We start from the raw sequence: 24,479 nt of genomic DNA, 5'->3' as shown, positions 1-24,479 counted from the left end.
CAATCTAAAGGAGACATTATGGCATCATAACAGTTTAACCATTACCATTATGATGATAAAGGTCATAAATCCCAAGTAAATGAGATATAAAACCAGTGCCATCCAAATCTTAGATTGGGCAGAAATAATGGCCCCTCCTTTTAATATATGTTTTACCAAGTGTGAGTTTTCATTAAAGATACAATTCTTTTTCCAACTCATGGCAATACTATAAAAATACATAATATCACCTCCTGGACTTAAAGAGTTTACGTTTTGGTATAAAAATATGTAATTCTTATTATTTATAGTTTATTTTTAATATAAAAGATTATAAATACTTATTTTTTAATAATATTTATTAAATATCGAAAAAATAAAAAAATAGTTAAAAATATTAAATTAAAACAATATTAAATAATTTAAAAAAAGAAAAAATTTTAAAAATATAAAAAATCAATCTATTTTTTCCAAGAATCTGCTTCCTAAATGCTCTATATTTACTACACCCGCTAATTTTTCCTGAATGTTTTTAATCATGTCCTCATTATTGGAAGCTACAAAATAAATCACATTTGCTTCATACTGCTTTTCAACAACAGCCAAATTCTTTGACCTGATCTCATTGTCAATTGTCTTTATATGCTGATATTCGAAGCTGAATCTGAATATCTCATAGAGTTCCATATCAACAATCTCAGCAATTGAAAGGGTTTCAAGAACTGATTTGCTGTAAGCACGAACCAAACCTCCTGCACCAAGCTTAATTCCTCCGAAATACCTTGTTACAATAGCTACAATGTTTTCCATCTCATTTTTCTTCAATACATTTAGCATAGGCCTTCCTGCAGTTCCTCCAGGCTCACCATCATCATCAAATCCTTCCCCATCGCTAACTACATATGCAGTGCAGTTATGTGTTGCATCCTTGTACTCTTCAGATATTTTATTGATGATCTCTTTTGCTTCCTGTTCATTCTGTGCAGGAAATAGTCTGCAAATGAATTGAGATTTCTTAATATCTATGGATGTTTGGAAAGGTTTAGCTATTGTTTTCATAGTATCAATGCAATATTTTGATTATTAGAAAATGTTTTATATTAATTATTTTATATTATTAACATATACATTTATATGTTTAATGATATAATATTAATTTTGATAAGATTTATATGACAACGATTATGTAAAAATAATCAAAACATAAATTAGATTAGATTAAAATCATCAAAAAGTATCAAAAAAATTATAAATCATCGAGGTGAAATCATGGAAGATAAGAAAGCGAAGTTTATAGTATACATTGTTATAGCTTTGATTGCTTTTATTGCAAGCAGTGCAGTTTATTCTATGACTGGCGGTCTTTCAGATTGGATTGCAACCAGCGATTACGATGAGGATAAAAATAATAACGGTTACTTAGACAGTTCTGAAAATGGAGGAGGATTCTTTTCACTTTTCAATTCTAATGATAAGAGCGACAATAGCGACAATTATAATGACGATGGAAGCGATTGGTCTGAACTGATTGATAAGGGAATGAACAAGATATTCAATTCAGAAGGTTCAGATTCAAGCTCAAGCTATTACTCAAGCTCAAGCTCTGATGACAATCCAGACCTCTTAGCAAGACTTTTAAGATACTTTATAAGCAATGGATAATTAGAGAAAATTCTTTAATTACTCCAATTCTCTTTTTTCACTTTTTTATTTGAATTCAAAAATTTCTTAAAAATACCCGTTTTTTCACTTTTTTATTTGAATTCAAAAATTTCTTAAAAATACCCGTTTATTTTTTTCACTTTTTTATTTTTTTAAAATTCTACTTTTCTAAAAAACCTATTTTAACTTATTTTCCAGATTCCACTATTTTCATCAATTTTTCTGAAACCTGCACTATATCCTTTTTACCAAATGCCTTAGCTATTCTCCTTATTGCATCCAGATTCCTTACATAAGCATCAAGCCAAGAGAATATGTCTCCAGGATATGTTTGGATTTGATATTCCTTAAGAAGAGAATTGGAAATGTCAATTGGATCCTTACCATTCAATCTCTGATTGATTATGTAATATGAAATACCCCTTTGCAGGCATTCACAGAATGGCCTTTCATTGCAGTCACATCTTAGGAAATCTATTTGAATCTTAAGCAATGCATCCTGGAATTTCTTGTCAATCTTTGAAATGGCCTCTCCAGATGATATGATATCCAATGTGGATTCAGCAAAGAGCCTTGTTGAGAAGTTCATCTTCAATGCACTAATGATTTGCTTATGAACAACAGGAGCCAAATAAGCGTTTTCAAACAATTCCAAATCAAGAGCTATTGATTGAACTTTCAATAAGTCATTTGAATTGACTTCATCTTTAGACATCTTTTCATGAATGTCTGCAAAGATGTTTTCCTTAAACTTGATCTGCTTGACTGCTGCAGCATTATTGTTTTTATTCTTTTTATTCTTTTTAGACTTATTTGAAGTCTTCTTATTATAGATTACATCTGACTTATTATCTTTAGATTTATCCTTTTTAGAGGATTTATAATCATTCTTTTGATTTGAAGAGCCAATATTATCACTACTTGAAGACTTATAATCCTTAGATTGATTCAATCCATTGAAATAATCAGCAATATTATCAATATACATGCTGGTCTTTGATTCCTTCTTAGTCTCTTTTTTAACAGGTTTTTCTTCTACATCCTCTTCAACAATGAACTTAATTCCAGAGCTTTGATTATTATCATTATCTTTATTCTTATTCTCATTAGTCTTAATAGGTTTTTTAGGTTTATCCTTAGATTTATCCTTATTTTTAGACTTATCTTCATTATTTTTCTTATAACCTTTTTTAGACTTATTTTTCTTCTTATTGTCCTTATTGTCTTTTTTATCTTTTTCTTTAGTCTCTTTCTTATCTTTTTTATCCTTTTTAGAACTGTCTTTAGACTTAGACTTAGATTTATTTTGAATCTTCTTATTCTTCTTTAAGGCATTCTCATTGCTTTCATCAATCTTTTCAGAAAGAAACCTCAACTCTTTAAGATTTGTCTTAAAGAACGGCTTTTTATAATAATAGCTTAAGTAATGTGGATCGTTAATGGAATCCTTAATGATAACACCATCATCCACAGATAAAAATGACATTGCAACTGCCCTACCAAATCGAGTTGTATCAATTGTATCATCCGCATGTATATTTATTGCATCCTTATCTTCAAGTTCATCAAGTGCTGTCATTATATCCATTGGAACTGGAATATTTTGATAGAATTCCTCAACATCATTCACTTTCCTTAAGGACTTTGATGATATATCGGTAAGTATCTGTTCAAGTGATCCATCCTCTGTATAATCCACGAAAATATCCTCGACATCACTTTCAAGAAGGTCAAGTGCAACTGCCTCTTCACTTTCATTATCAAACTCACTTCCAATCTCTGGAACGAGATAGATAACACCTCTGTCATGGTATGTTGGCCTACCTGCCCTACCTAACATCTGTGAAAATTCATTAGGAGTGATCCATTTGTTACCCATAAGCAATGATTCAAAGATAACTTGTGATGCTGGGAAATCCACACCTGCTGCAAGGGCTGCAGTAGTGACAACTGCTGCAATCTTGCCTTTGGAAAAGTCCTTTTCAATCTTTTCCTTCTTGAAGTATGACAATCCAGCATGATATGCTGAAGCGTTGATTCCCTTACCAGACAGGAAATTCGCTATCTTATGGGTTTTTCTTCTTGAGTTTGTAAATATCAATGTTTGACCCTTGAATCCTTTAGAGGAAGTGCTGTAATACTCCCTTTGGACCAGTTTTCTCATGATTATTCTTCTTTGAACATCTCCCCTTACAAAGACAATATGCCTTTCAAGAGGAACAGGGCGCTCCTTGTACTGAACCAGTTTCATATTGAAGTCATTTGCCAAGTCCTGAGGATTCTTTATTGTAGCGGACAAACCTATTACTTGAGTCTTAGGGAAGATATGCTCAATCCTTTTTATCAATCCATTTAACCTTAATCCCCTTTCCTCATCTGAAATGGTATGGATCTCATCTATCAAAACAAGTCCCAAGTCATTCAATGCAGCAGAATCTCCAGACCTTAGCATAAAGTCTATTCCCTCATAGGTACCTACAACAATATCTGCATCCTGAATGTTTGAATTAGGTAACTTTAGCTCTCCTTTAGCCTTGATACGGTTCATACCCACTTTAATCGCTACTTTTAGACCTAAAGGTTCATATCTCTTTTTGAAATCCCTATACTTCTGGTTTGCAAGCGCTACAAGTGGAGTTAAAAATAAGAATTTCTTGCCGTTCAATGCCTTTGGAATACCTGCAAGCTCTCCAACCAATGTCTTTCCACTACCAGTTGCTGAGACAACCAATAGGTTTTCACCTTTCAATAATCCTTCCCTAATAGCTAAATATTGGACTGGAAGGAGATAATCATTTTTCTCTTTTAATATGACTTGCTTGAACTCTTCAGGTATCTTAAGCCTTTTCATGGCTATTTTAGGAATCTTATCGTCATGGACCTTGACTCTATCAAAGAGTGTCAAGTCTGTGTGGGCCAGTGGGTCAAATCTTGGTGAAAGCATTTCCAAAACATCATCCAGACTGCCTGTCTTTTCAAGCACTCTCTTGAAGTTCCTGAATACCTTCTTGTCATATCCCCTAAGCTGAAGCTCCCTTTTAATTGTATTTTCAGCACAGGTCTTGCAGATCAATTGGTCATGATAGAGATATGAAAAGTCTGAATTGATTATGGTGACTTCCCCTTCAAAACTGCAATGCTGGCAGATATTAGTGAATCTGACCTTGATGTTGTTCTGCTTTAGGAAAGCTTCCAGCTTATCATCCTTCTCTGCCAAGAAAACAGCTTGAGAACGCAATATATTAATTGCCTTTGAAGGAGGATAGAGCTTGTCTTCCTTTTCATCCTTGATTACAAAACGGTTTATGGAAATTGAGCCTTCCTCATCTTCCTTGAATTTCAATACACCGATGAATTCAGGCTTTCGCTTTGTATTCAAAGCTCCTTTAGGGCTTCCAATAGGGTACATTTCCCAAGTCTTTTTTCTTTTGTTTAATACTATCATTGATAAAATTCCCAATTTTTATTTAAAATATTATAGTTTAAATTATATTTTTAATAGTTTAAAAAGATTAAGACAAAAAGAAGAAAATTGATTGAAGAAAATAAAAATTTGTTAAAAATAGCTAAAATTAAAAAAATTAGATAAAAAAAGAGCAATTAAACTACTCTTCCAATAAAATAATGTTTTTAGGATCTACTTTAAGATAATCAGGAATAGCAAACTCATGTTGATGGATTTGTTTGTCATATTTCCACCATAATCCATTTGCCAAGGTTATCTCCCATTCAAAAGGCATTTCTATCTTTGTTGAACCTAATGTATCAAATGCATTCAAGTCATCCTCCTTAGCAGAAGAGAAATCGTGAGCCCTTATTCCAATATGAGTGATATTAGGTGAGAGCTTTTGAGAGACTTCAAGCTCAAGTCCCCAATCCAATGACTTTACATGATAGTCATCAATTATTTCAATTCTAGAGATGTTCTTACAACCTGTAAGCCTTGCAACCTGAACCTTTCTTGGATTTTCAAAGACTTCATGAGTGTCTCCTTTCGCTATGACCTTACCCTTATCCAATATTATTAACTCATCACAGAACTGGAACGCCTCATCACGATTATGAGTGACCATGATTGAAAATCCATCAAAATCCTTTAAAGAATTGACAAGCTCAAGACGCAACTGTTCCTTTAGGAAAGTATCCATAGCACTGAAAGGCTCATCAAACAATATTACATCAGGACCATAAGCCATTATACGAGCCAATGCAACCCTTTGCTGTTGACCTCCAGACAACTCTCTAGGATATCTCTTTTCCAAACCGTTCAAGTGATAGCGCTTAATTATTTCAGACAAGTGATTCTTGTCATAATCCTTTCCCAATCCTATTGCAACGTTTTCCTCCACTGTCATATTTGGAAACAGTGCATAATTCTGGAACAGGTAACCTACATTTCTCTTTTGAGGTTTTAAGTTAGTTTTATTGCTTGAATCAAAATAAACAGTGTCATTTAAGCTTATGAAACCATTATCAGGATTTACAATACCTGCAATGGATTTCAATGTCATACTTTTTCCACAACCGGAAGGACCTAAAATACCTAAACATCCCTTTTTCAACTCAAAATCAACATCCAAATCAAATTCCTTAAGTTCCTTTTGGATATTTACCTTCAATAACTTAGTCATAATCCTTCCTCGTGAATATAAAAATAAAATTAAATTAAATAAATTACATTTTCAATCAAATAAACATAAATAAACAAATAAATAAGAATAAAAACATTATCTCCATTGCTTTTCCTTACGTAAAGTGACATAATCCATGATGAATATCACAATGAAAGCTATGAAAACAATGAATATTACATAGCCAAATGCATCTCCCATATTACCTGCAGCCACTTCTGAATAAACAGCCATTGGGAGTGTTCTAGTTTGTCCTGCTATGTTTCCTGCAAGCATAGCTGTAGCACCGAACTCACCTAATCCACGTGCATATGCAAGAATTCCACCACTGAGTATTCCAGGCAATGCGTTTGCAAATGCAACTTTCCAAAAGATCTTCCATTCAGACATCCCTAATGTACGTCCTGCATCCAATAGGTTGGAATCGATTTGCTCAAATGCACCTCTTGCGGAACGGTACATCAAAGGAAAAGACATCACTACTGCTGCAATTACAGTTGCAGGCCATGAGAAAGCTATTTTGTATGCAAAAAAGTCAATGAAAAAACTTCCTATAGGCCCTCTGACACCAAAAATCCATAATAAAAAGAAACCCACTACAGTAGGTGGCAATACGAGAGGCAATGTGAATATGCCGTCCAATACAATTTTTCCAGTGTCATTTTTCATCTTAAAAAGACCCCAAGCAACAATCAAACCTAAGAAAAAGGTTATGAAAATTGATACGCTTGCGGTTTTCATTGAGATGAAAATTGGGGACCAATCTGTCATGTAATATTCTCCTTAATTAATATTAAATCATTCATCGGTGTGATAGATAATATATTTCTTTTTAATTCTTATTAATATTTGCATAATAATTGCATAAAAATTTTAATGAATAATTTAATATTAACTAAAAATTTATAAAAAAAGTGATTATTCACATGAATAATCAAATATTAAATTTCCTTAAATCATTTCTTATTCACATGAATAATGGATACTGAATTTATTCGTGAAGAGTAAATCCGTATTCTACGAATTTGTCTTTAGCTTCTTGGGTTTGCAAGAAGTCCATGAATGCTTTTGCAGCATCTGCATTTTTAGAATCTTTGATTTGAGCTACAGGATAGATACATGGAGTGTCTAATGCATCATCAGGAGCTTCACAAATGACTTTTACATCATCAGTGGATTTAGCATCAGTAGCGTATACAATACCAGCTTCAGCAGATCCTTGACCTACTTGGTTCAATACTGCAGTTACGTCAGTACCTAAAGAGAATTTGGATTCAAGTTTGTCCCAAAGACCGAGGTTGGTTAAGATTTCTTTAGCGTATTGTCCTGCAGGTACAGATTCAGGGTCACCGATAGCAATGGTTCCATCAACATTTGCTAAATCTTCAAAGGATTTAATGTCGGAATTGGAATCAGCAGGTACAATCAATACGATTTTGTTTTCCAAGAATTGGAGGTTGGTAGTATTATCAACTATACCTTCATCAGCTAAAGCGTTCATTTGTTTGTTAGCAGCAGACATGAAAACATCTGCCTCTAAACCGTTTTCAATTTGAGTTTGCAAGTCACCGCTTGAAGCGTAAGTTGGCACTACTTTTACACCAGGATACTTTTCTTCAAACATAGGGATCAATTCATCATCATATACATTTTTTAAACTAGCTGCTGCAGCTAAATTAACAGTTTGTCCGTTTAAGTCTTGTTCACCGCCGAGGAAGTCAAACCATCCAGCAGAGCATGAACCTACACTAATAACCGCTATCAATGCTAAAACAGCAATAATCAAAGCTTTTCTATTCATTTTCATTCTCCTTTTTAATAATAAAATCACAATCACACATTAAATCAAATCAAATTAGATCATATAGCAAAACAAATTATTTCTTTATGAAATAAGTTTCATTATCGAATGATAATAAATTTCATTTTTACTTTACTTCGTTAGATAAGGATTTAATGTTTTTTGATTTGTAATTATATTTTATTTTTTACTGATATATAAATATTTTCATATCGATTTTGAGAATAATTTCATATCGATAGTTGAAAAATAAAAATGCAAAATTAGAAATAAAATTAATAAAATAATTTAGAAAAAAAGAATTATGAATAAAAAAATTAAATATAAAACAACCATTATTCACCCTTATAATGGAAAATAGACTCTAAAAATCCAGTGTTTTTATAAGTTGCATTATCACTTGAATTTGGAATTATTATTCCATAGCCGTCATATTCCCCCTTTCCAGCATAAATGAGAATTGGGTCTCCATCTGAAAGATCTGTTGAATAGACTTGCCTTTGTGAAGGAGTTTCAAATTCGCATTTGAAAATGTCCAATACATACCAGTCATCATCATCCACATTCACGTAATAGGTTTCATATTCTGTGATGTTGAATCCATCTGATTCAATGTTGTATGAATGGTTTGAATCTATAAGTTGAACCTCACCTTCACCGCTGAGATATGTATTCCTATCTACTGAAATTTTATAAGGGTCATCACCCCAAGATTCATGAGGATTGAAGCTATATTTGTTTTCATCTACAGATATGTTATCTGCACTATCCTCTATGACTGAAGTGTCATAATCGCTTGAATTGTTGTTATCATAGGAAAAAAATGTTATGATTGAAAACAATAGCAATAGAATGAAAAGAGCAATGCATACCTTTTTAAAAGGAAATTTTTCTTCATTTCCTATGCTTCCTTTATCATTTCCAGAACTCTTTGATGAATCCTTTTTGGAAGAGCTTTCAAAAGGATTTGTAGAACTTCTGTTATCAAAATCATCAAATGGCCCGTCAAACTCTTCTTTTGCTTGTGAGTTTGAATAGTGATCTGCCTTGTACCTTGGAACGTATTCCCAACCGCAATTAGGACAGAACTTTGCATTATCAGAAAGTTCCCTGCCACAGTTTCCACAATATTTTGCCATTTTCAACCCCCTTAAACAAACAATCAACAAAATACAATTAACTAATGAATATATAATTATAAAAAAAGATTTTCAAAAATATTAAAAAAAATATAAAATTAAAACAAAAAAGTAAAGAAAAGAGAATAATAAAAACTATTTATTCTCCTTAAACTTCATCATCTACTTCAATACCCATTTTAGCAGCCATTCTAGCAAGAATGATGGTTACAACAACAGCTAATATAGTTACAATAATAGCATATATGAATAATCCGCCAAGTGCATCTCCAGTACCTACTAAGGTTTCAATTAACTTTTGGATTGCATCGTTCCATGCTAAACCTGCAACTAAACCGAATGCAGTGGTTACTAAGGTAATAATAGTTTTCATAACAGTTTTTGCTACCATAATATATCTCCATAATATTTTTAAAAAAACAACTAAAATTAGCAATTAACTACAAATTTAACTTAAATAAAGAAATTCACTCATAAAATTTCAGTTAAATTGAATTGACTAATTTTTAGTTATTTAATATTATGCAATTTATCATATATAAAGTTATTACTAAAATACAGTTATAATAATACATTAAAATAAGATTTGCTTAATTTTCAGTTAAGATTTTGAAAATAAGTGAAAATTATAAACATAAATGAGAAAATAAAAACATTAACTAGGATAAATTATAAAAAATTGGTAAAAATAAAAAAAGAAAAAATAAACATTAGTCACTAAGACTAATGCTTTCATTATCAGAAGAATGTCCAGCCAAGTATTTCACTTTAGCTCTGGTAAACATCTTCTTGAACCAATCATACAATACCACTAAAAGCACTGCATTGGTTACACCGTGGGTTAAGTCATAGCTTACACCATTAAGGTATAATGCAATGATTGGAGTTATCTCCAAAGCGGTTCCTGAATAGAAAATAGCTGAAATGTCTGTAATCCAACCATAGAGGAATCCCCAAAGAAGCCCAAATACTATCCTGAATCCTACACTATCAAATCTGGAAGCGAGGAATCCTGCACTGGCTCCCATAAGCCCCCAAGCAAGCATCTGGAACAGGACCCAGTATCCCATTCCCATAAAGAGACCTGATACGAATGCAGTCAATGCTCCAACAAGGAAACCTTCCTCCTTGCCAAAGACTACACCCACCATTATTATAATGAAAGATGCCAAGTTTACAGCAGGAATTGACATGAGAATTATACGCCCTACAACAGCAATAGCTGTCAATACAGCAATCAATACGATAGATTCAACCGGTGGCTTTTTAGCCTCATACATCTTGAATATTGCATAAAACACACCTACAATGAAAAGGATTAGGAAAATCACCATAGTGATGGTAAATATCTGACTATTCACCACCGCATTTCCACTTGTAGTCATATTTGTTAACATTTGATCCATTGCACTCATTATTACACACTCTTAAATTAGAAAATAATCATAAAAAATTATCACACACTCTTAAATTAGAAAATAATCATTAAAAATTATCACACACTCTTAAATTAGAAAATAATCATTATTTATTATCACACAGTCTTAAATTAGAAAATCATTATTTATTAATTAAAACTTTTTTTTTACTCCAAATTCCATTTATCTTTCAAGTCATCCAAAGTGACTATTTCAGGAACATAATCCTTTACCATCCTATTTACAAAGGTAGTATAGAAATTATTCTCAGCAAATATCACTTTAGGATCGTCATCAATCTGGATATCCTTGTCAAATAGCATGAGACATCGCTTGCAATTGTTTGCAACAAAGTCCAGATCATGGCTTGTCATAAGGATTGTGATTCCATTGTCCCGTAGAGAATTCAATATATTTGCAAGATTCTTGCTTGATATTGGGTCAAGGCCCTTGGTAGGCTCATCCAATACCAATACATCAGCATTTTGAAGCAATGCCTTGACAATCACTATCTTTTGCTGCTCTCCTCCACTGCAATCGTAAGGATGCTTGTCAATCAAGTCGCAAATGTCAAAGAATTCAATCAGTTCCTTGAACTTGAACTCGATTGAGTCAAATTCCAAGCCATTCAAAACATCTGATTCAATGAATTCCTCATTAGACATTTTCAATAGATCGTCATAAGTTTCCTTATTGAATCCAACTGAATTATTTTGCAAAAGCTTTGATTCGAGAATTGATTCCAGAAACTCCTCCTTTACATTGTCCTTGGAAAAGTGAATCATAGGATTTTGATGAACATAAGCCCGTTTTATTCCTTTCTTATACTTCACCTTACCCTTAATCGGCTTCAATATTCCAACCAGCAATTGAAGGAATGTTGACTTCCCAACTCCATTTCCACCAATCAAGCTAACGAAATCGCCTTTTTCGAGTTCAAAATCAACATTCTTCAAAATCAGATTTCCCTTTTCATATGCAAAGTATATTCCATTCATGTTGATTAGTGCATTTTTGTTTCCACCTAATGAAATCTTATCTAAAATGCCTGATTTTTCTTGAGAATGGTATTTTTTATTTGTGATATGTAGATTATCATGATTCAAATTAATGGAATCAACATCATCATTGCTTATTTTAATTAAATCATCATGGATTGTATTAAGACAACGTCTTCCTTCACGAATGCTTAAAGGAGTATTCAATTTAATTAAACTTGGATACTTGACGGAAAGTGAGTTGTATATTTTGGTAACTGCTGGAAGGTAATTTTCAAATATCTCATCATCAATGACTTCACTGCAGATGTTATGTGCATTGTCCACAAACTCAATTTTTCCTTCCTTGAGGAACACTGCCTTGTCAATGAATGGGAATATGCTGTCTGCCTTATGCTCGCTCATGATCACTGTTATTGAAAATTCCTCATTTAACCTTCTCACGATTGATAGGAATTCATATGAAGCGATTGGATCAAGCTGTGACATAGGTTCATCTAAAAGAAGCACCTGTGGCCTTAGGACAAGGAGTGAACAAAGGTTGACTAACTGTTTCTGTCCACCGGATAGCTCATTCACATTCTTGTGAAGTATGTCGTTTATTCCAAAGAAAGCCACTATCTCGCTTATTCTGTTTCTTATCTCTTCTGTTGGAAGTCCAATGTTTTCAAGAGGAAATGCAATCTCCTGAATTACAGTGTCTGTAACTATCTGGCTGTCCGGATTTTGGAAAAGGTATCCTATATCGCAAGCAGAGGAAATCTCATCCATATCTATTATCCTTATTCCATTGAACTTGATTTCACCGGATCTTCTGCCTGCAGGCATCAATTCCTTCTTCAAGTTAGTTAGCAAAGTGGTTTTACCGCATCCTGATGGTCCGCATAACAGTACAAAGTCACCATAATCAATTTCAAGGTTAATGTTGTCCAATGACTTGACCTCTGATTCGCTTCCATCTGAATTCATGTATGCAAAGCTGAAGTTATTGAATTCAATCAATGCCATGGATTCTCCTCCATTTGGATACGCATCATCTTAATTTCTAATTTCTCCATAGGATACGCTCCTTGATTTCTAGATAAATTAAAGGTAATAAGAATACTATAAATGCCAAATAATAGATATTGATTGGCAAATTGCTGAATCTAAAGTCAATTGAAGGGTAAATGTTAATCATTCCCACTCCATGAAGCAATCCTACAATGATTATTCCAACTGTAACAATTATCAATGCTATAAAAGCATAATCCGCATTTCCAAACTTGTAGGATAAATAGCTTGTTCTCTCAGTTGCATTGTATCCTCTTGCCTTCATGGATTTTGCTGTAAACATTGATTCCTCTAAAGACCATGAAACTGTTATTCCCATGATCTTACCAAGTGTTTTTGCTTCCTTAATGATAGCTGCCACTCTCTTGTTTGATTTTAGCTTGTTTACAATCTTGGAATCATAATCAGTATTGATGTTTGAATTGAATTGATCCAAATCCAAAGAATCAGAACCATCATAACCTTCAGCATCATTAGCATCATCACTGCCCATTTCCATTTCGATTCCATTGTTCTTAAGGTTATTCAGCTTTTGAACTTCAATAGCTCTTGAATTGATGAGCGGAATGAATCTCAATGCCATAACAATAATCATGGAAATGATAGGCAATTTCTTAGAGAAAATATATAGCATTTCCTGATAGGAAACTGACCTGTTGTAGGATGAGAACACCAAAATCACTATAAGAAGAGCTAAAGTCATTAGAACCCCATATGCAATGGCTTCATAAGTTACAAAGAAGTTGGACCAAAGGTAAATCTTATGGGCTCCAGTTCTGTTAAGCAAGGGATTTAGAATCAGTATAAGAATGCTTAATGGAATATAGAACTTCAATATGTTCTTCAGTTCGGAACTTACTCCCTGAAGGGCAATCAGAACAAGTATCAAAGCAAGGAAAGTAACTACAAAATATGGATCGCTGAAAATGAATGCAAAGAGAACCATTATAAAGTAATAAAGCAAATAAACCCCTGGATGAATTGATGTAAGTTCCATAAGCAGTTCCCCATATATTTAAAATTCAAAATAGATTATTCAATAGCTAATTTCTTATATTATAAAAGAATTAATAGTTATTTCAATTGGCTTGATTTCTTATATTATATAAACAATTTATATTTTAATTTGTAATCTATATAAAGTTTTCTTTATAAAAGGTAAAATAAATTTGATTTAAAGGCTTTAAATTGCTTAAAAAAATAAAAAAAGGGGAAAAGGAGAAAAAACTTATGAAACTATTTGAAATAAAGAACAAATAGCTATGCTTTAGGAAAATAAATAGCAATTTTTTTCCTTATTTTATAATCTAGCAAATTTAAATAAGGAATCCATTACCTTAATTTTAGGATATAGTTCCCAAAGCATAGTCCTCAACATAATCCATTATTTTATAAAATATATTTTATAAAAAATAAATTATAATTGATAATAATATTATGTAATAACATGCTTATAAAATTTTTCATATTTTTGTAAAAAATTATAAAAAAATAGATAAAAAACTATTAAAAATAGAAAAAATATCGAATAAATTAAAAAAAATAGATGAAAAATAAAAAAAAGAATAAGGCAAAAATGCCTTAAAAATTATTTAAATTATTTTATGTCCCTTTTGGAACGTTTTATAAGTTCTGCCGCACATGCAAGTATAAGCAATATCAATATTATAAGCACAGGAGCATTCATTCCACCTAATGACAATGAACGAGCAGCTGCAGGATCCTCATCAACATTCAAGTTGTATGCAGTAGCTGATTCAGTTACTGGAGCAGATGAGGAAGTACCTACTGTGTTTCCATCCATCACTGTTGAATTTGACTTGATTCCTGTTCCATCCACAGTGGAATATCCAGAATTGCCGTTTCCATTTCCTTCTCCACTGCCATTTCCATTGGAACTGCTAGAGCTTGAACCGTTTCCTGAATTGCTTCCACCAGAACCGGAACCGCTTCCGCCACTTGAACCACCATCTGAACCCCTTACAACATTGTTGTCAAATGTATTGTTCTTACCGCCAATATCATCAAACAACTGATTCTCCGGAGAGATCACATCTGCGTGACTTGTAGGCTCATAGTCAAGAAGATCCAATAGATTATAGTCAGTGCCGTCCTTTCTCACAATCATAGGAGAGTTTGCACTTTTATATATGATGTCCTCTTCAGTGAATATCACTGGACTTTCAGGATATTTCATTTGCCATATTCTATTGATTTCCTTTACAATGCGAGGAATCAGTGGCTTCAATGAAGGAACGCTATTGTTTGTAACCCTGTTATTGTTGGAATTGTACAATGCAACAGCCCTTACAATCAATGCCTTATCGCCGTAATCTATATGATTGTCATAGATTCTGCTGTTATCAGCATCGTATCCTTCAACCAGGTAATTGATTCTGGAATTGCAAGTGACATTGTTCTTGTAGAACTTTGTATCATCAGCACCTTCAAGTATTGCACCATAGGACACATTATTTGACTCGCAATGAATCTTGTTTCTTGCCATTGTAGTGTTTATGGAGTTGTAACCTGCAATGATTCCTGCTGCATAATATGTTCCACTTACAGAAATATCATTATCTGTAAAGCTGTTGTTTGCAGAGACTTGGTCTCTCTTACCGGTTTCCGCTCCCAAAACACCTAATCCATAAAGATATGGGTCCTTAGCTGTAACATTGACTTTGTTGTGATGAACCTTGTTGTTATTGCTTTCATAATACAAGTCGATTCCTACAATGGAATTTGTTGATTCCTTGATAGCAGTGTAGTACTTGTCAACACCAGAAGTTGCACTTACATTATTGTATCCAATATCGTTTGAAGATGAATAGAATAAAATAATGCCGTAAGTCTTATAGACCTCTGGAATAACCATACCTTCCGCTTCATAGTCATCAACGCTTATGGAACTGTCCACCTTAATGGTTGAATCATAAAGATGAGGCTTGTTTGTACCGTTTACGAAAATATCGTTGTTTTTCAATGCATTATTGTTTGAATCGTAAAGCATTATTCCAAATGTCAATGCATTTGCCTTTGCCTTAACGGTATTGCCTGAAATATTACAATTGGATGACTCTGATACATAGATTCCATATCCATTGTCATAGCTTTCCAATTGAATATTGTTGTTTGTTACATTAACGTTCTTGACATTGTCCAACAATATTGCAAACCTATGGTTATCAGCTGCATTTCCTGGATTTGAATTGATTATTATGAATCCATCAACAACCACATTGTCAGATTCAATCTTGATTACAGAATCCAATAGCTTTGCGCCTTCAGACTTTAGGATTACAGGACGATTCAAAATGATTCTCTTGTCATTGAAGTTGCCTTTGAAGATCAGTTCATAATCCTCATAATCTGACTTAAGATAACCATTGTCATCAAAGCATGTATAGAAATTATCCTCAGTTACAATGAATTGGTTTCTTAAAACGTTTATTTTAGTTGAAACCTTGCATGGATTGAAAGTGTCATCTCCTGCATAACTTATACTCATTGCATAATTGCCAACATTTGCATTAATTTGCAAGCTTGCTTTACCTTCTCCATCAGTGGTTCTTACATAATTTTTATTCAATAATGTGAATGTAATGTTTGCTCCACTGATTGGATTTCCATTCTTATCCTTCAAGAAAACAACTAGCTCATTACCTTTGATTATGGAAGTGTCTGTAACAGTGATTGTTGTATTGACTTTGGAGTCACTATATGTTCCTTCATCAATACCTGTACCTCCACCGCTTGTACCATTATCTGTGCCATTTCCTTCATCATCCCTTTCAATCTCGGATGGATCAGTCATATTCACAACTTGACCGTTTATGGTATTGTTGTAGATTGCATTATGACTTGGAGTTATCGGATTCCTATTGGTGTATTTCAATACAGCAATGGCATCAGAGTCTCCAGAAATGCTTATCCTATTGTCACAGACCAATGTATAGCTGACATTTCCCCTTAGCACAATGGCGCTTTTATCGCTTTCAAAGTCGTTGTTCCTTATTGTTATGTTTTCTGCAAGCCTTGATGTAAAAATCATGACTCCTGTTGAATTGACTCCAATTAGAGTGTTGTTTTCGATTTTCACATTGGATTTTGTAGTGTTGATGCCGTTTGCAGATTCAGTATATATTGTATTGTTTGCAATTACTGCATTTTCACCAGTGCTCAATATTGAATCTGAACCTACAGACCTTAATGTATTGTTAGAGATTACATTGTTTTTGCCTGTATTTTGAATGGCTACCACATTTCCATCATCATTCCAATCATGGACATCTGTATGTTCAGTTGAGATGTTGTTATTTGATACAGTAATCCCTGAACCTGTAGTTAGAATAGCTGCAGGACCTCCAATGCTTGATATTGTATTGTTGTATATCAAGGTGTTCGGAGCTTCAACAATGATTCCATAGAAAGCGTTTTCTATGGTGTTGTTTGCTATCACTGCACCATTTCCGCTTGCAGTTTGCATCAGATAGATTGCATAGCAATAGGAATTGTATGTACCGTTTCGACTTTTAAGGTAATTGTTTGCTATAATGTTTCCACTGCAGACTTCATCTTCAATCGGCATGAAATCTCCATTTCCATAGGCACTTTGATAGACCATATTGGTGTATTCGGACTCTATGTAATTGTCTCTGATTTCATTGTATGATGAAGCTGTCATCGGAATTGTTGAGCTTAGACCAGATATTAGCGTATTGTTGATGATCTTGTTATAGCTTGCATTTGACATCATTATTGCAAAGCACTTATGGACACTCACATTGATTACAGAGTTCCTTATCGTGTTCTCTGATGAGTCAATTATGCTTATTCCAGACAAATAATAATTTGAACCTGCAATCTTTTCCTTTGTATTTATAATCCTGAGATTATCCAATACAGAGCCAGAACTTCCCTTTACAAGACGTATAAGACAATTTGATAAGCTTGCACCATCATCACAAATGATGTTCAATCTCTTATCTATTGTAAATATCTTGTCAGAGATGCTTTTGATTTTGATTGTATCTCCATCTTTCAATGTTCCGGATTTGATTTTTCCATTGGAATCGAAGTATTGTGAATAGCTTGAACTGTCTATAATGATTGGTCCAGCAGATAATGTATCTGGCTCTTCATAAGAGCCTCCAAGCTTTTCAGATTCCTTTGGAGAAGCAGTTTCATCATCCAAATCATTTGAATCATCAATTTCTAGATTGGAATCATTGAAACTCTCTGTTAAATCATTATTTGAACCTGATATTGCTATTGTATCATCAATTGCACTATCTGACGAGTTAGTCAAATCAGCGATACAATCCCCTGCATCACTTGCACTAACTGCACTCAAAGATAAGAATATTATCACTATTAAAGCAAGAATAGAGGGCAATTTCATTTTATTCGTCATTTCACCTCCATTCAAATTCTTATGGTTTATTTTTTATTGTACTTATTATATAAAACTATCCAAATAAGTTGAAAAAAAGTAAAATATAGTTAATTTAATTTGATAAATAATTAAAATGAGATTTAAAAAAATAAAATAGAATAGTAATTGAAAAATTAATTTATAATAAATAAAAAGAAAAAAGTAGAGAAAAAAAGATAATGATAAGAAAATATCTAATGGTTAGACATAAAGTCCAATACTGCATCAGACAATACATCCAAATTAGATAAATACTCCTCATACCATCTGTTTCTTAGCTTTGAAATAACGTAAGCCACTGCACCTGATCCAATACCTACAACAGTTGTATCGAATGCTACAATCAATGATTGTGATAAGGTGTTTACGTCCCCTGAACCAAGTGCTGCAAGACCTGTTCCAAGAGGAATCAAGGTACCCATCAAACCTAAGGTAGGTCCAATACGTGTGATGATATCAGTCACTTCAAGAGACTTGTCAGTTAGGTTTTCCTCGTTTTCAATCAATTTACGAGCAAATGCCTCTCTTGAAGCATCAGTTAAGTTTTCTGTGCTTGCTATCTTTACCAAAAGATTCTTTTGAGACTGTGGAAGTGGAGAGCCATTGATTTTTGCCTTCAATGAATCAACAGAATCTGAAGCGGAAATGCCAAGAATCAGATTGGAGACTTCATCTACAGAAACCCTTGTTCTAGAGGTGTATTCGTAAATGAGTCCACCTAATGAAACCACTACAACCACTACAAAAATCAATAGTATGATAACTACCGGTATCAAAAGACTTTGTGAAATCAAATTGAGTCCAGTGGTTAAGAAGTCACCACCGGGAATTGCCATTGCCATTAAATCACCTATAAATAAATATCGTAAATAATAAAATTTTTTTAAATAATCAACACTATAAACTTATTTTAACCTATTGTTTCTCTTTTTGAATAATGCTCCAATGCCAAGACAAATAGCCAATAGGACTATAAGGGCTATTCCTGTATTAACTGGCATTAAAGTCAATTGTGTAGATGGATACTCTAACACCTGGCTTATTGTAGGCACAAAGAATCCAAATACAACGAATATGAATGCGAAGATCACCATCATGCTTCCATAAATGATAGGATATTGAGTAATACGGTAATCTTCGATGAAATCTGAAAATCTATACGCTAAAAAGCTTATTATCATCAATAAAACCGCTATAATGATAGCCAAATGAACTGTTGAGATAGTCATTGAGAAATTGGCTGTGTCAAATACAAAGCTTGGAGACAATGCTGCAGATGACATTAGAAGCAAACCATAGGATACTGGTATGAAATCAAAGTACAATAATCCCTCTAAGAGATTATCGTATTGCTTATTCTTATCCCAATAATAGAAAGTGAATATTCCTAAAATCAATGCAATTATTGCCATGAATATATAGAAGAAGAAATTATTCACTGTCAATCCTATTAAGCTTTCATAAAATGGGCTAAATGCAATTATTATTAAAGCGATTGCTATGGAAATCATCAATGAAATTATCAAATGTTTCCTTAAGTCATTCCTAAAGAAATTGGATAACAATCCAGTTCCTATACCTAGTAATAGGATAGCTGCTAGAATAATTGCGCCAAATAGACTAACCAATAGATTCATTCTATCACAATTTTATAATGTTTTAAAGTTCAACTAGTTTTAATAAATTATTAATTCAAAAACAATAGAAAATGATAGGAAATCATCCTTCTACCATAATCAGGTTACCCGTTTTCGAATCCTTATAAACTTTACCCTGTTCTACATAACCTTCTCCAGAGCTGTTTGAAGTGTCTGGAGTTTCGTTTAACTTTTCACCTTGTGTTACATTAGTGATGTCCTTGATTGACTCCATTGTAGCCTGTCGCTCCTCTGGAGACATGTCACTGAAAATAACACTTTGCAAGTTCCAGCCTATAACGGCAAAAATCAGGAAACCAAGCGCAAGAACAAGCATTGCATCAACAAGGTTTGTTGTTCCAGCCATAGGATCCTCTTCCTGTCGTTTTCGGCGTCTAGATTTTTTTCTAACCATTAGAAAACCTTCTTTAAAGTAATAAAAGAATAATTATGAAAAATTTTTTTAATAAACCTGAATTAAAAATTTTCACTATAATATAATATATAAAAAAAGATTTATAAGTTTATCTAACCAGTTTGAGAAAATATAAAGTAAAATTTAATGAAAAATAGTGTTTTGATTAGAAAAATGCTTTTCTAATCTTCTAAAATGTAGTCTAAAATAAGCTTAGATGAATTTGGCTTAAATTCACCGAATTGGAATTTCAAGAACTCATCCATCTTCTCCAATCTGAAGTCCTCTTCCTTGATTGCTTCTATCAATTCATCGATATTGTAAACTATCTTTCCCGGAACCATTTCCTTATAGTCAAAGTAGAAACCGCGTTCCTTATTGAGATAATCCTCCAAATCATAGGTAAAGAGTATTGCAGGCTTTTTCAAGATAGTATAATCTACCATGATTGAAGAGTAATCAGCAATTAAAATGTCTGCCAATAGCAAAAGTTTTTGCTCATCCTTGAATCCGGTGAAGTTGATTATATCATACTTATGGGTCAAATCCTCCAAATCAATGTCGTGCTCCTCATCACAGAATCTCTTATAATTAGGATGAAGACGAATGGCTAAGGCATATTCATCACCTAATTCATTAAGGAACTTTTCTACATCAAAGTAATCGAAAACAGCATTGTTTTTAGGATCTTCCCTAAATGTAGGTGCATAAAGAACCAATTTCTTGCCAATTAATTGAGGATAATCCTTTTCAAATGATTTTTTTAAATTGTTAATATGCTCAATATCTAAATGCTCATCATTATAGAAATCATTACGAGGAACACCAAAAGCCTTGACTCTTGACTTATCCACAAGGAAATTCTGCGCATAGATATCAATTACATTTTCACTGCTTACAGATACCAAGTCTATTTTAGGAGCAAACATTTCCATGACTTTCTTATCTTCATCATTCAATAAATCATAACCAAATTTCTTAAATATGCCTGTGCCATGCCATAATTGCACCCATTTCATACCATCTGTGTTCATAAATGCCAAAGGGAAGAAATTATCTACTAGAATAACATACTTTGAAGATGCAAAATCATAGAGTTTCCTTAAAGACAATGAATCCTTTTCAACAAAAATGTATTCATAATCCTCCCCGTCTTTTGTCTTTCTACTATCCAATTCATTTGCAATATAAATCAAATTGCTCTCAAATGAATGATTTCTGTTTGTTAAAAGAGTTACCTTATTACCCTTTTGAGGAAATTTCCTAAATAAATTAAATATTGCAGCATAAATTTTATGTTTTAAATAAATTTTAACAACCCCTTTAACTCAAATAATAGTTTTAAAGATATAATCTAATTTTTAATATGAAGTTTTATAATCTTTTCGATTAATTAAATAAAAATTTTTGCCTTATCAAACCCTACTTTGAATTAGTAATACTTATTCAACTCTACAAGCTCTTTACAAACTCTTTTACAATTATTTCTATCAATGTATTTAAAGAAATCATCGACTCTTTCCTTATAGACATCTTCCATTTGACAATCTGAATCAACATAACTCTTAATATTGTTGATTAAGTCATCATAATCATTTACAACAGGCCCGAATCCCATTTCATCATATTTAAAGTATCCATTTTCACTGTCAAAATGATAGTCATTATCATAATGATAATAGATCAATGGCTTTTTAAGATAAGCGAAATCAAATGAAACAGAAGAGAAATCTGTAATGATTAATGAAGAATGATTAAAGATATCACTGTATCTTCTTGAAGAATATCCTTGATAATCACTATTCAGGTCATTCAAATCAAAATCCACTCTTTTATCCTTATCAAACAGCTTGATGAATTTATTTAGATTAGGATGTGGCTTAAAGACTAGTTTATAATCATTCTCTTCCAAATAATCAAGTAAATCCTTATCGTTAATTAGTTCATTAAATGTTTTAAAGAAATTAGATTCCTTAAACTCATCATCTGTAAAGTTATGATACTGTCTTCTCCAAGTAGGCATTACAATGATTTCCATTTTATCATCAAGAGACTCCAAATAATCGAATCTTGGGAATCCCAATACTTTTACAATTTCTTCATCATAACCATAATTTGAACTTAGGAATGACTCCTTTTCACTTTCAGACACTGTAACCAATAGACTTAAGTTCTTTTCATAGCTGTTTAACCATGAGGAAACGTCATCCTTTGTAACTCCATGCTGCAGGAAGACTGTCTTTGACTTGACAAGACCACAAATGTGAGGATAATTTCCCCAGAACGGATAAATGATATTATTGTCTGGATGGGAAGAGATAATCAGTTCAGCATACATTGAATAAAGCCTGTGCTTCAATGATTTATAAGGAATTACATTGCCTATCTTACTGATTTCATCATATTCCTTACTCGGCTTATCCAATCCCAATAATTTTTTAATCTTATCCCTATTGGAACTTGCCATATACTCATTTTCCAAACTTAACATATTATCATAATGACTTGAAGATTTTTCCAAAGTGAAATAAACTTTAATTTTTCTTAAATCCTTTAATTCCTCTTTGGAAATCTCTAATTTATCATATTCATTATCATCTAATCCATTAATATACTTAAATAACTGTAATCCATTGTCATCTGCAGAATATGGTAGATCCATAAATATCCATATTCTCTTGTTTCTAAGGAATGGATAGGACAATAAATACAATCCCCTTAAGAGAAAACCTGTACGCCATCCTTCCCTTTTTTGACTAAATATGTTTCTTAAGGTAAGCAATTGATTTTTAAATGAACCAGAAGAAGTTCTTTTTTTAACCAAAATAGATTTTCCTTGGTCATAGGAAATGTAATCCTTAGATAATTTGAATTCTGAAATCCTTGATAATCTTGAAGTCAGGTTATAATCTATCAACAAATCTTCATCAAATATTCCCAAATTAGAATATGAATCATTAATATCTGCTCTAAATGAAATTTTTGTATTATCATGTTTTATTGGAATTTTAACTTCAAAATTATGATTAAATCCATAATTGAAATTCAATGAATAATTGTCCCTTTGTGGGAAATTCAACTTTTCAGCTTCAATTATCGTTTCATTATCATTTATTACAGCTTGAACATTAAGTTCCTTATTAAATAAGCTTGTAATCATACCTGATATGTATAATTCATTTGGATTCTTGAATTCAAAAATATCAATATAAACTGTATTAAGAGATAATTTTTTTATTAATGAATCCAATTCTCCTTTATTAATTTTTGGAACTATATTATTTTCATTTTTCAAAAACTTTTCATCAATTTCTTGAATATTGAATGTCTTTGTTTCTAAATAATTCCAGCCAAAATATTTTAACAAGATAATATGTGCCTTTAGTGTGGATGGAATGGACCTTTGATTCAATATCACCTCATCTCCAATGTAAAATAGAAGTGAAAAGACCTTTTCATAAAGCTCCCTAATCTCTTCCTCATTTAAAAGATTGCTTACATCTTTTATCTCCAAAATCCATTGGAGGTCATACATGATAACATTTTGAATGAATTCAGGAACTTCATCATATAAAGATAAGGAATCGTTGATTAATTTAAAGAAATAATTGTCAACACGTGTAGTGAAATAAGACTTATTGTTTGCAGAGTTGGATATGAGTGAATTTTCAACATCATTCTTTCTGTAATGATATTCACAGTCAGATAAAACACCATATTTTGGATTTTCTAGAAAAAGTTGATTTAACAATAATGCATCCTCAGATACATTGAGGTTTTCATTGAAGTTTTTACCTTCCAATATAGAGTATCGAATAAATGAAGAGGCGGCTGATAATTGTATATTATCAGGTTCTTCCATTAAGTTTACAACACCGTTTCTTTTAAATTTGTAATTCAATGGATGATTTCCTCTTTTGTGGCCGAAGAAATATATCGGAATTGATACAATATCAATAGTTTCGTTATTTTCAAAGAACTTATAAACCTTTTCAAAGGCATTTTTTGAAATATGATCATCACTGTCAAGGAAGTTTACATATTTTCCTTCAACTTCACTTAATCCCCTATTTCTTGTGAAAGCCGGGCCTTTATTTGTTTCATTGCTGATTAGCTTAATGTTATTTGGATACTTTTCCACATAGGATTCACAAACATATTTGGTATTGTCTTCACTAGCATCATTTACGATAATAATTTGAATATTCTCTTTAAAGCCTATGGATTGTCTTATGATGGAATCCAAGGATTCTTTTATGTATTTTTCAGCGTTATAAGCTGCCATTACGACTGAAAATATGAATGTCAAATT

17 protein-coding genes are annotated in these 24,479 nt (G+C 32.4%); 1 reads left to right on the top strand and 16 read right to left on the bottom strand.

The window, feature by feature from the left end:
* Positions 1–435: 435 nt before the first annotated feature.
* Positions 436–1,038, bottom strand: coding sequence for a YigZ family protein (locus tag QZU90_RS01030; RefSeq protein WP_296854980.1), 603 nt, complete (start codon positions 1,036–1,038; stop codon positions 436–438).
* A 210-nt stretch (positions 1,039–1,248) separates the two neighbouring features.
* Here QZU90_RS01030 and QZU90_RS01025 point away from each other — a divergent pair, with 210 nt between their 5' ends.
* On the top strand, positions 1,249–1,641 hold the full coding sequence (locus QZU90_RS01025; RefSeq protein WP_296854978.1) for a hypothetical protein: 393 nt from the start codon (positions 1,249–1,251) through the stop codon (positions 1,639–1,641).
* 187 nt (positions 1,642–1,828) lie between these two features.
* Here QZU90_RS01025 and QZU90_RS01020 read toward each other — a convergent pair whose 3' ends face one another.
* The 15 genes from QZU90_RS01020 to QZU90_RS00950 form a co-directional block, all read right to left on the bottom strand.
* The gene (locus QZU90_RS01020) at positions 1,829–5,086 is read right to left on the bottom strand and encodes a DUF5814 domain-containing protein (protein WP_296854976.1); all 3,258 of its coding nucleotides are present in this window, start codon (positions 5,084–5,086) and stop codon (positions 1,829–1,831) included.
* A 160-nt stretch (positions 5,087–5,246) separates the two neighbouring features.
* The gene (locus QZU90_RS01015) at positions 5,247–6,272 is read right to left on the bottom strand and encodes a sulfate/molybdate ABC transporter ATP-binding protein (protein ID WP_296854974.1); all 1,026 of its coding nucleotides are present in this window, start codon (positions 6,270–6,272) and stop codon (positions 5,247–5,249) included.
* Between the two features lie 96 nt (positions 6,273–6,368).
* Positions 6,369–7,043 carry a molybdate ABC transporter permease subunit gene (gene modB / locus QZU90_RS01010; protein ID WP_296854972.1) on the bottom strand — a complete coding sequence of 225 codons (675 nt, stop codon included), beginning with the start codon at positions 7,041–7,043 and terminating at the stop codon, positions 6,369–6,371.
* 220 nt (positions 7,044–7,263) lie between these two features.
* Positions 7,264–8,073: a molybdate ABC transporter substrate-binding protein gene (gene modA / locus QZU90_RS01005; RefSeq protein WP_295605060.1), complete on the bottom strand. Its 810-nt coding sequence runs from the start codon at positions 8,071–8,073 to the stop codon at positions 7,264–7,266.
* Positions 8,074–8,408: 335 nt separating this feature from the next.
* Positions 8,409–9,212: a zinc ribbon domain-containing protein gene (locus QZU90_RS01000; protein WP_296854970.1), complete on the bottom strand. Its 804-nt coding sequence runs from the start codon at positions 9,210–9,212 to the stop codon at positions 8,409–8,411.
* A gap of 148 nt (positions 9,213–9,360) precedes the next feature.
* Positions 9,361–9,603, bottom strand: coding sequence for a DUF5654 family protein (locus QZU90_RS00995; RefSeq protein ID WP_296854968.1), 243 nt, complete (start codon positions 9,601–9,603; stop codon positions 9,361–9,363).
* Between the two features lie 319 nt (positions 9,604–9,922).
* A complete protein-coding gene (locus QZU90_RS00990) occupies positions 9,923–10,627 on the bottom strand; it encodes an ECF transporter S component (RefSeq protein ID WP_295605054.1) in 705 nt (234 codons plus the stop codon).
* A gap of 170 nt (positions 10,628–10,797) precedes the next feature.
* Positions 10,798–12,636, bottom strand: a complete 1,839-nt coding sequence (locus QZU90_RS00985; protein ID WP_296854966.1) for an ABC transporter ATP-binding protein — start codon at positions 12,634–12,636, stop codon at positions 10,798–10,800.
* Positions 12,637–12,673: 37 nt separating this feature from the next.
* Positions 12,674–13,678 carry an energy-coupling factor transporter transmembrane component T gene (locus QZU90_RS00980; RefSeq protein WP_296854964.1) on the bottom strand — a complete coding sequence of 335 codons (1,005 nt, stop codon included), beginning with the start codon at positions 13,676–13,678 and terminating at the stop codon, positions 12,674–12,676.
* 600 nt (positions 13,679–14,278) lie between these two features.
* Positions 14,279–18,082: a right-handed parallel beta-helix repeat-containing protein gene (locus tag QZU90_RS00975; RefSeq protein WP_296854962.1), complete on the bottom strand. Its 3,804-nt coding sequence runs from the start codon at positions 18,080–18,082 to the stop codon at positions 14,279–14,281.
* 227 nt (positions 18,083–18,309) lie between these two features.
* Positions 18,310–18,951, bottom strand: coding sequence for a MotA/TolQ/ExbB proton channel family protein (locus tag QZU90_RS00970; protein ID WP_296855320.1), 642 nt, complete (start codon positions 18,949–18,951; stop codon positions 18,310–18,312).
* Positions 18,952–19,020: 69 nt separating this feature from the next.
* A complete protein-coding gene (locus tag QZU90_RS00965) occupies positions 19,021–19,752 on the bottom strand; it encodes a DUF2162 family putative transporter (protein WP_296854960.1) in 732 nt (243 codons plus the stop codon).
* 82 nt (positions 19,753–19,834) lie between these two features.
* Positions 19,835–20,167, bottom strand: coding sequence for a DUF2149 domain-containing protein (locus QZU90_RS00960; RefSeq protein ID WP_296854958.1), 333 nt, complete (start codon positions 20,165–20,167; stop codon positions 19,835–19,837).
* 182 nt (positions 20,168–20,349) lie between these two features.
* The gene (locus QZU90_RS00955; RefSeq protein WP_296855319.1) at positions 20,350–21,447 is read right to left on the bottom strand and encodes a CDP-glycerol glycerophosphotransferase family protein; all 1,098 of its coding nucleotides are present in this window, start codon (positions 21,445–21,447) and stop codon (positions 20,350–20,352) included.
* A gap of 152 nt (positions 21,448–21,599) precedes the next feature.
* Positions 21,600–24,476, bottom strand: coding sequence for a CDP-glycerol glycerophosphotransferase family protein (locus tag QZU90_RS00950; RefSeq protein WP_296854956.1), 2,877 nt, complete (start codon positions 24,474–24,476; stop codon positions 21,600–21,602).
* Between the last annotated feature and the right edge of the window lie 3 nt (positions 24,477–24,479).

Source organism: uncultured Methanobrevibacter sp. (assembly GCF_902784195.1).
GTDB lineage: Archaea > Methanobacteriota > Methanobacteria > Methanobacteriales > Methanobacteriaceae > Methanobrevibacter.
This window is presented reverse-complemented; position numbering and strand designations above follow the sequence as displayed.

Excerpts from the sequence above, each read along its gene's own strand:
- QZU90_RS00960 (WP_296854958.1), bottom strand. The coding sequence starts at position 20,167 with ATGGTTAGAAAAAAATCTAGACGCCGAAAACGACAGGAAGAGGATCCT.
- QZU90_RS01030 (WP_296854980.1), bottom strand. The coding sequence starts at position 1,038 with ATGAAAACAATAGCTAAACCTTTCCAAACATCCATAGATATTAAGAAA.
- QZU90_RS00985 (WP_296854966.1), bottom strand. The coding sequence starts at position 12,636 with ATGGCATTGATTGAATTCAATAACTTCAGCTTTGCATACATGAATTCA.
- QZU90_RS01015 (WP_296854974.1), bottom strand. The coding sequence starts at position 6,272 with ATGACTAAGTTATTGAAGGTAAATATCCAAAAGGAACTTAAGGAATTT.
- QZU90_RS00970 (WP_296855320.1), bottom strand. The coding sequence starts at position 18,951 with ATGGCAATTCCCGGTGGTGACTTCTTAACCACTGGACTCAATTTGATT.
- modA (WP_295605060.1), bottom strand. The coding sequence starts at position 8,073 with ATGAATAGAAAAGCTTTGATTATTGCTGTTTTAGCATTGATAGCGGTT.
- QZU90_RS00995 (WP_296854968.1), bottom strand. The coding sequence starts at position 9,603 with ATGGTAGCAAAAACTGTTATGAAAACTATTATTACCTTAGTAACCACT.
- QZU90_RS00975 (WP_296854962.1), bottom strand. The coding sequence starts at position 18,082 with ATGAAATTGCCCTCTATTCTTGCTTTAATAGTGATAATATTCTTATCT.
- modB (WP_296854972.1), bottom strand. The coding sequence starts at position 7,043 with ATGACAGATTGGTCCCCAATTTTCATCTCAATGAAAACCGCAAGCGTA.
- QZU90_RS01000 (WP_296854970.1), bottom strand. The coding sequence starts at position 9,212 with ATGGCAAAATATTGTGGAAACTGTGGCAGGGAACTTTCTGATAATGCA.
- QZU90_RS01020 (WP_296854976.1), bottom strand. The coding sequence starts at position 5,086 with ATGATAGTATTAAACAAAAGAAAAAAGACTTGGGAAATGTACCCTATT.
- QZU90_RS00965 (WP_296854960.1), bottom strand. The coding sequence starts at position 19,752 with ATGAATCTATTGGTTAGTCTATTTGGCGCAATTATTCTAGCAGCTATC.
- QZU90_RS00980 (WP_296854964.1), bottom strand. The coding sequence starts at position 13,678 with ATGGAACTTACATCAATTCATCCAGGGGTTTATTTGCTTTATTACTTT.
- QZU90_RS00990 (WP_295605054.1), bottom strand. The coding sequence starts at position 10,627 with ATGAGTGCAATGGATCAAATGTTAACAAATATGACTACAAGTGGAAAT.
- QZU90_RS01025 (WP_296854978.1), top strand. The coding sequence starts at position 1,249 with ATGGAAGATAAGAAAGCGAAGTTTATAGTATACATTGTTATAGCTTTG.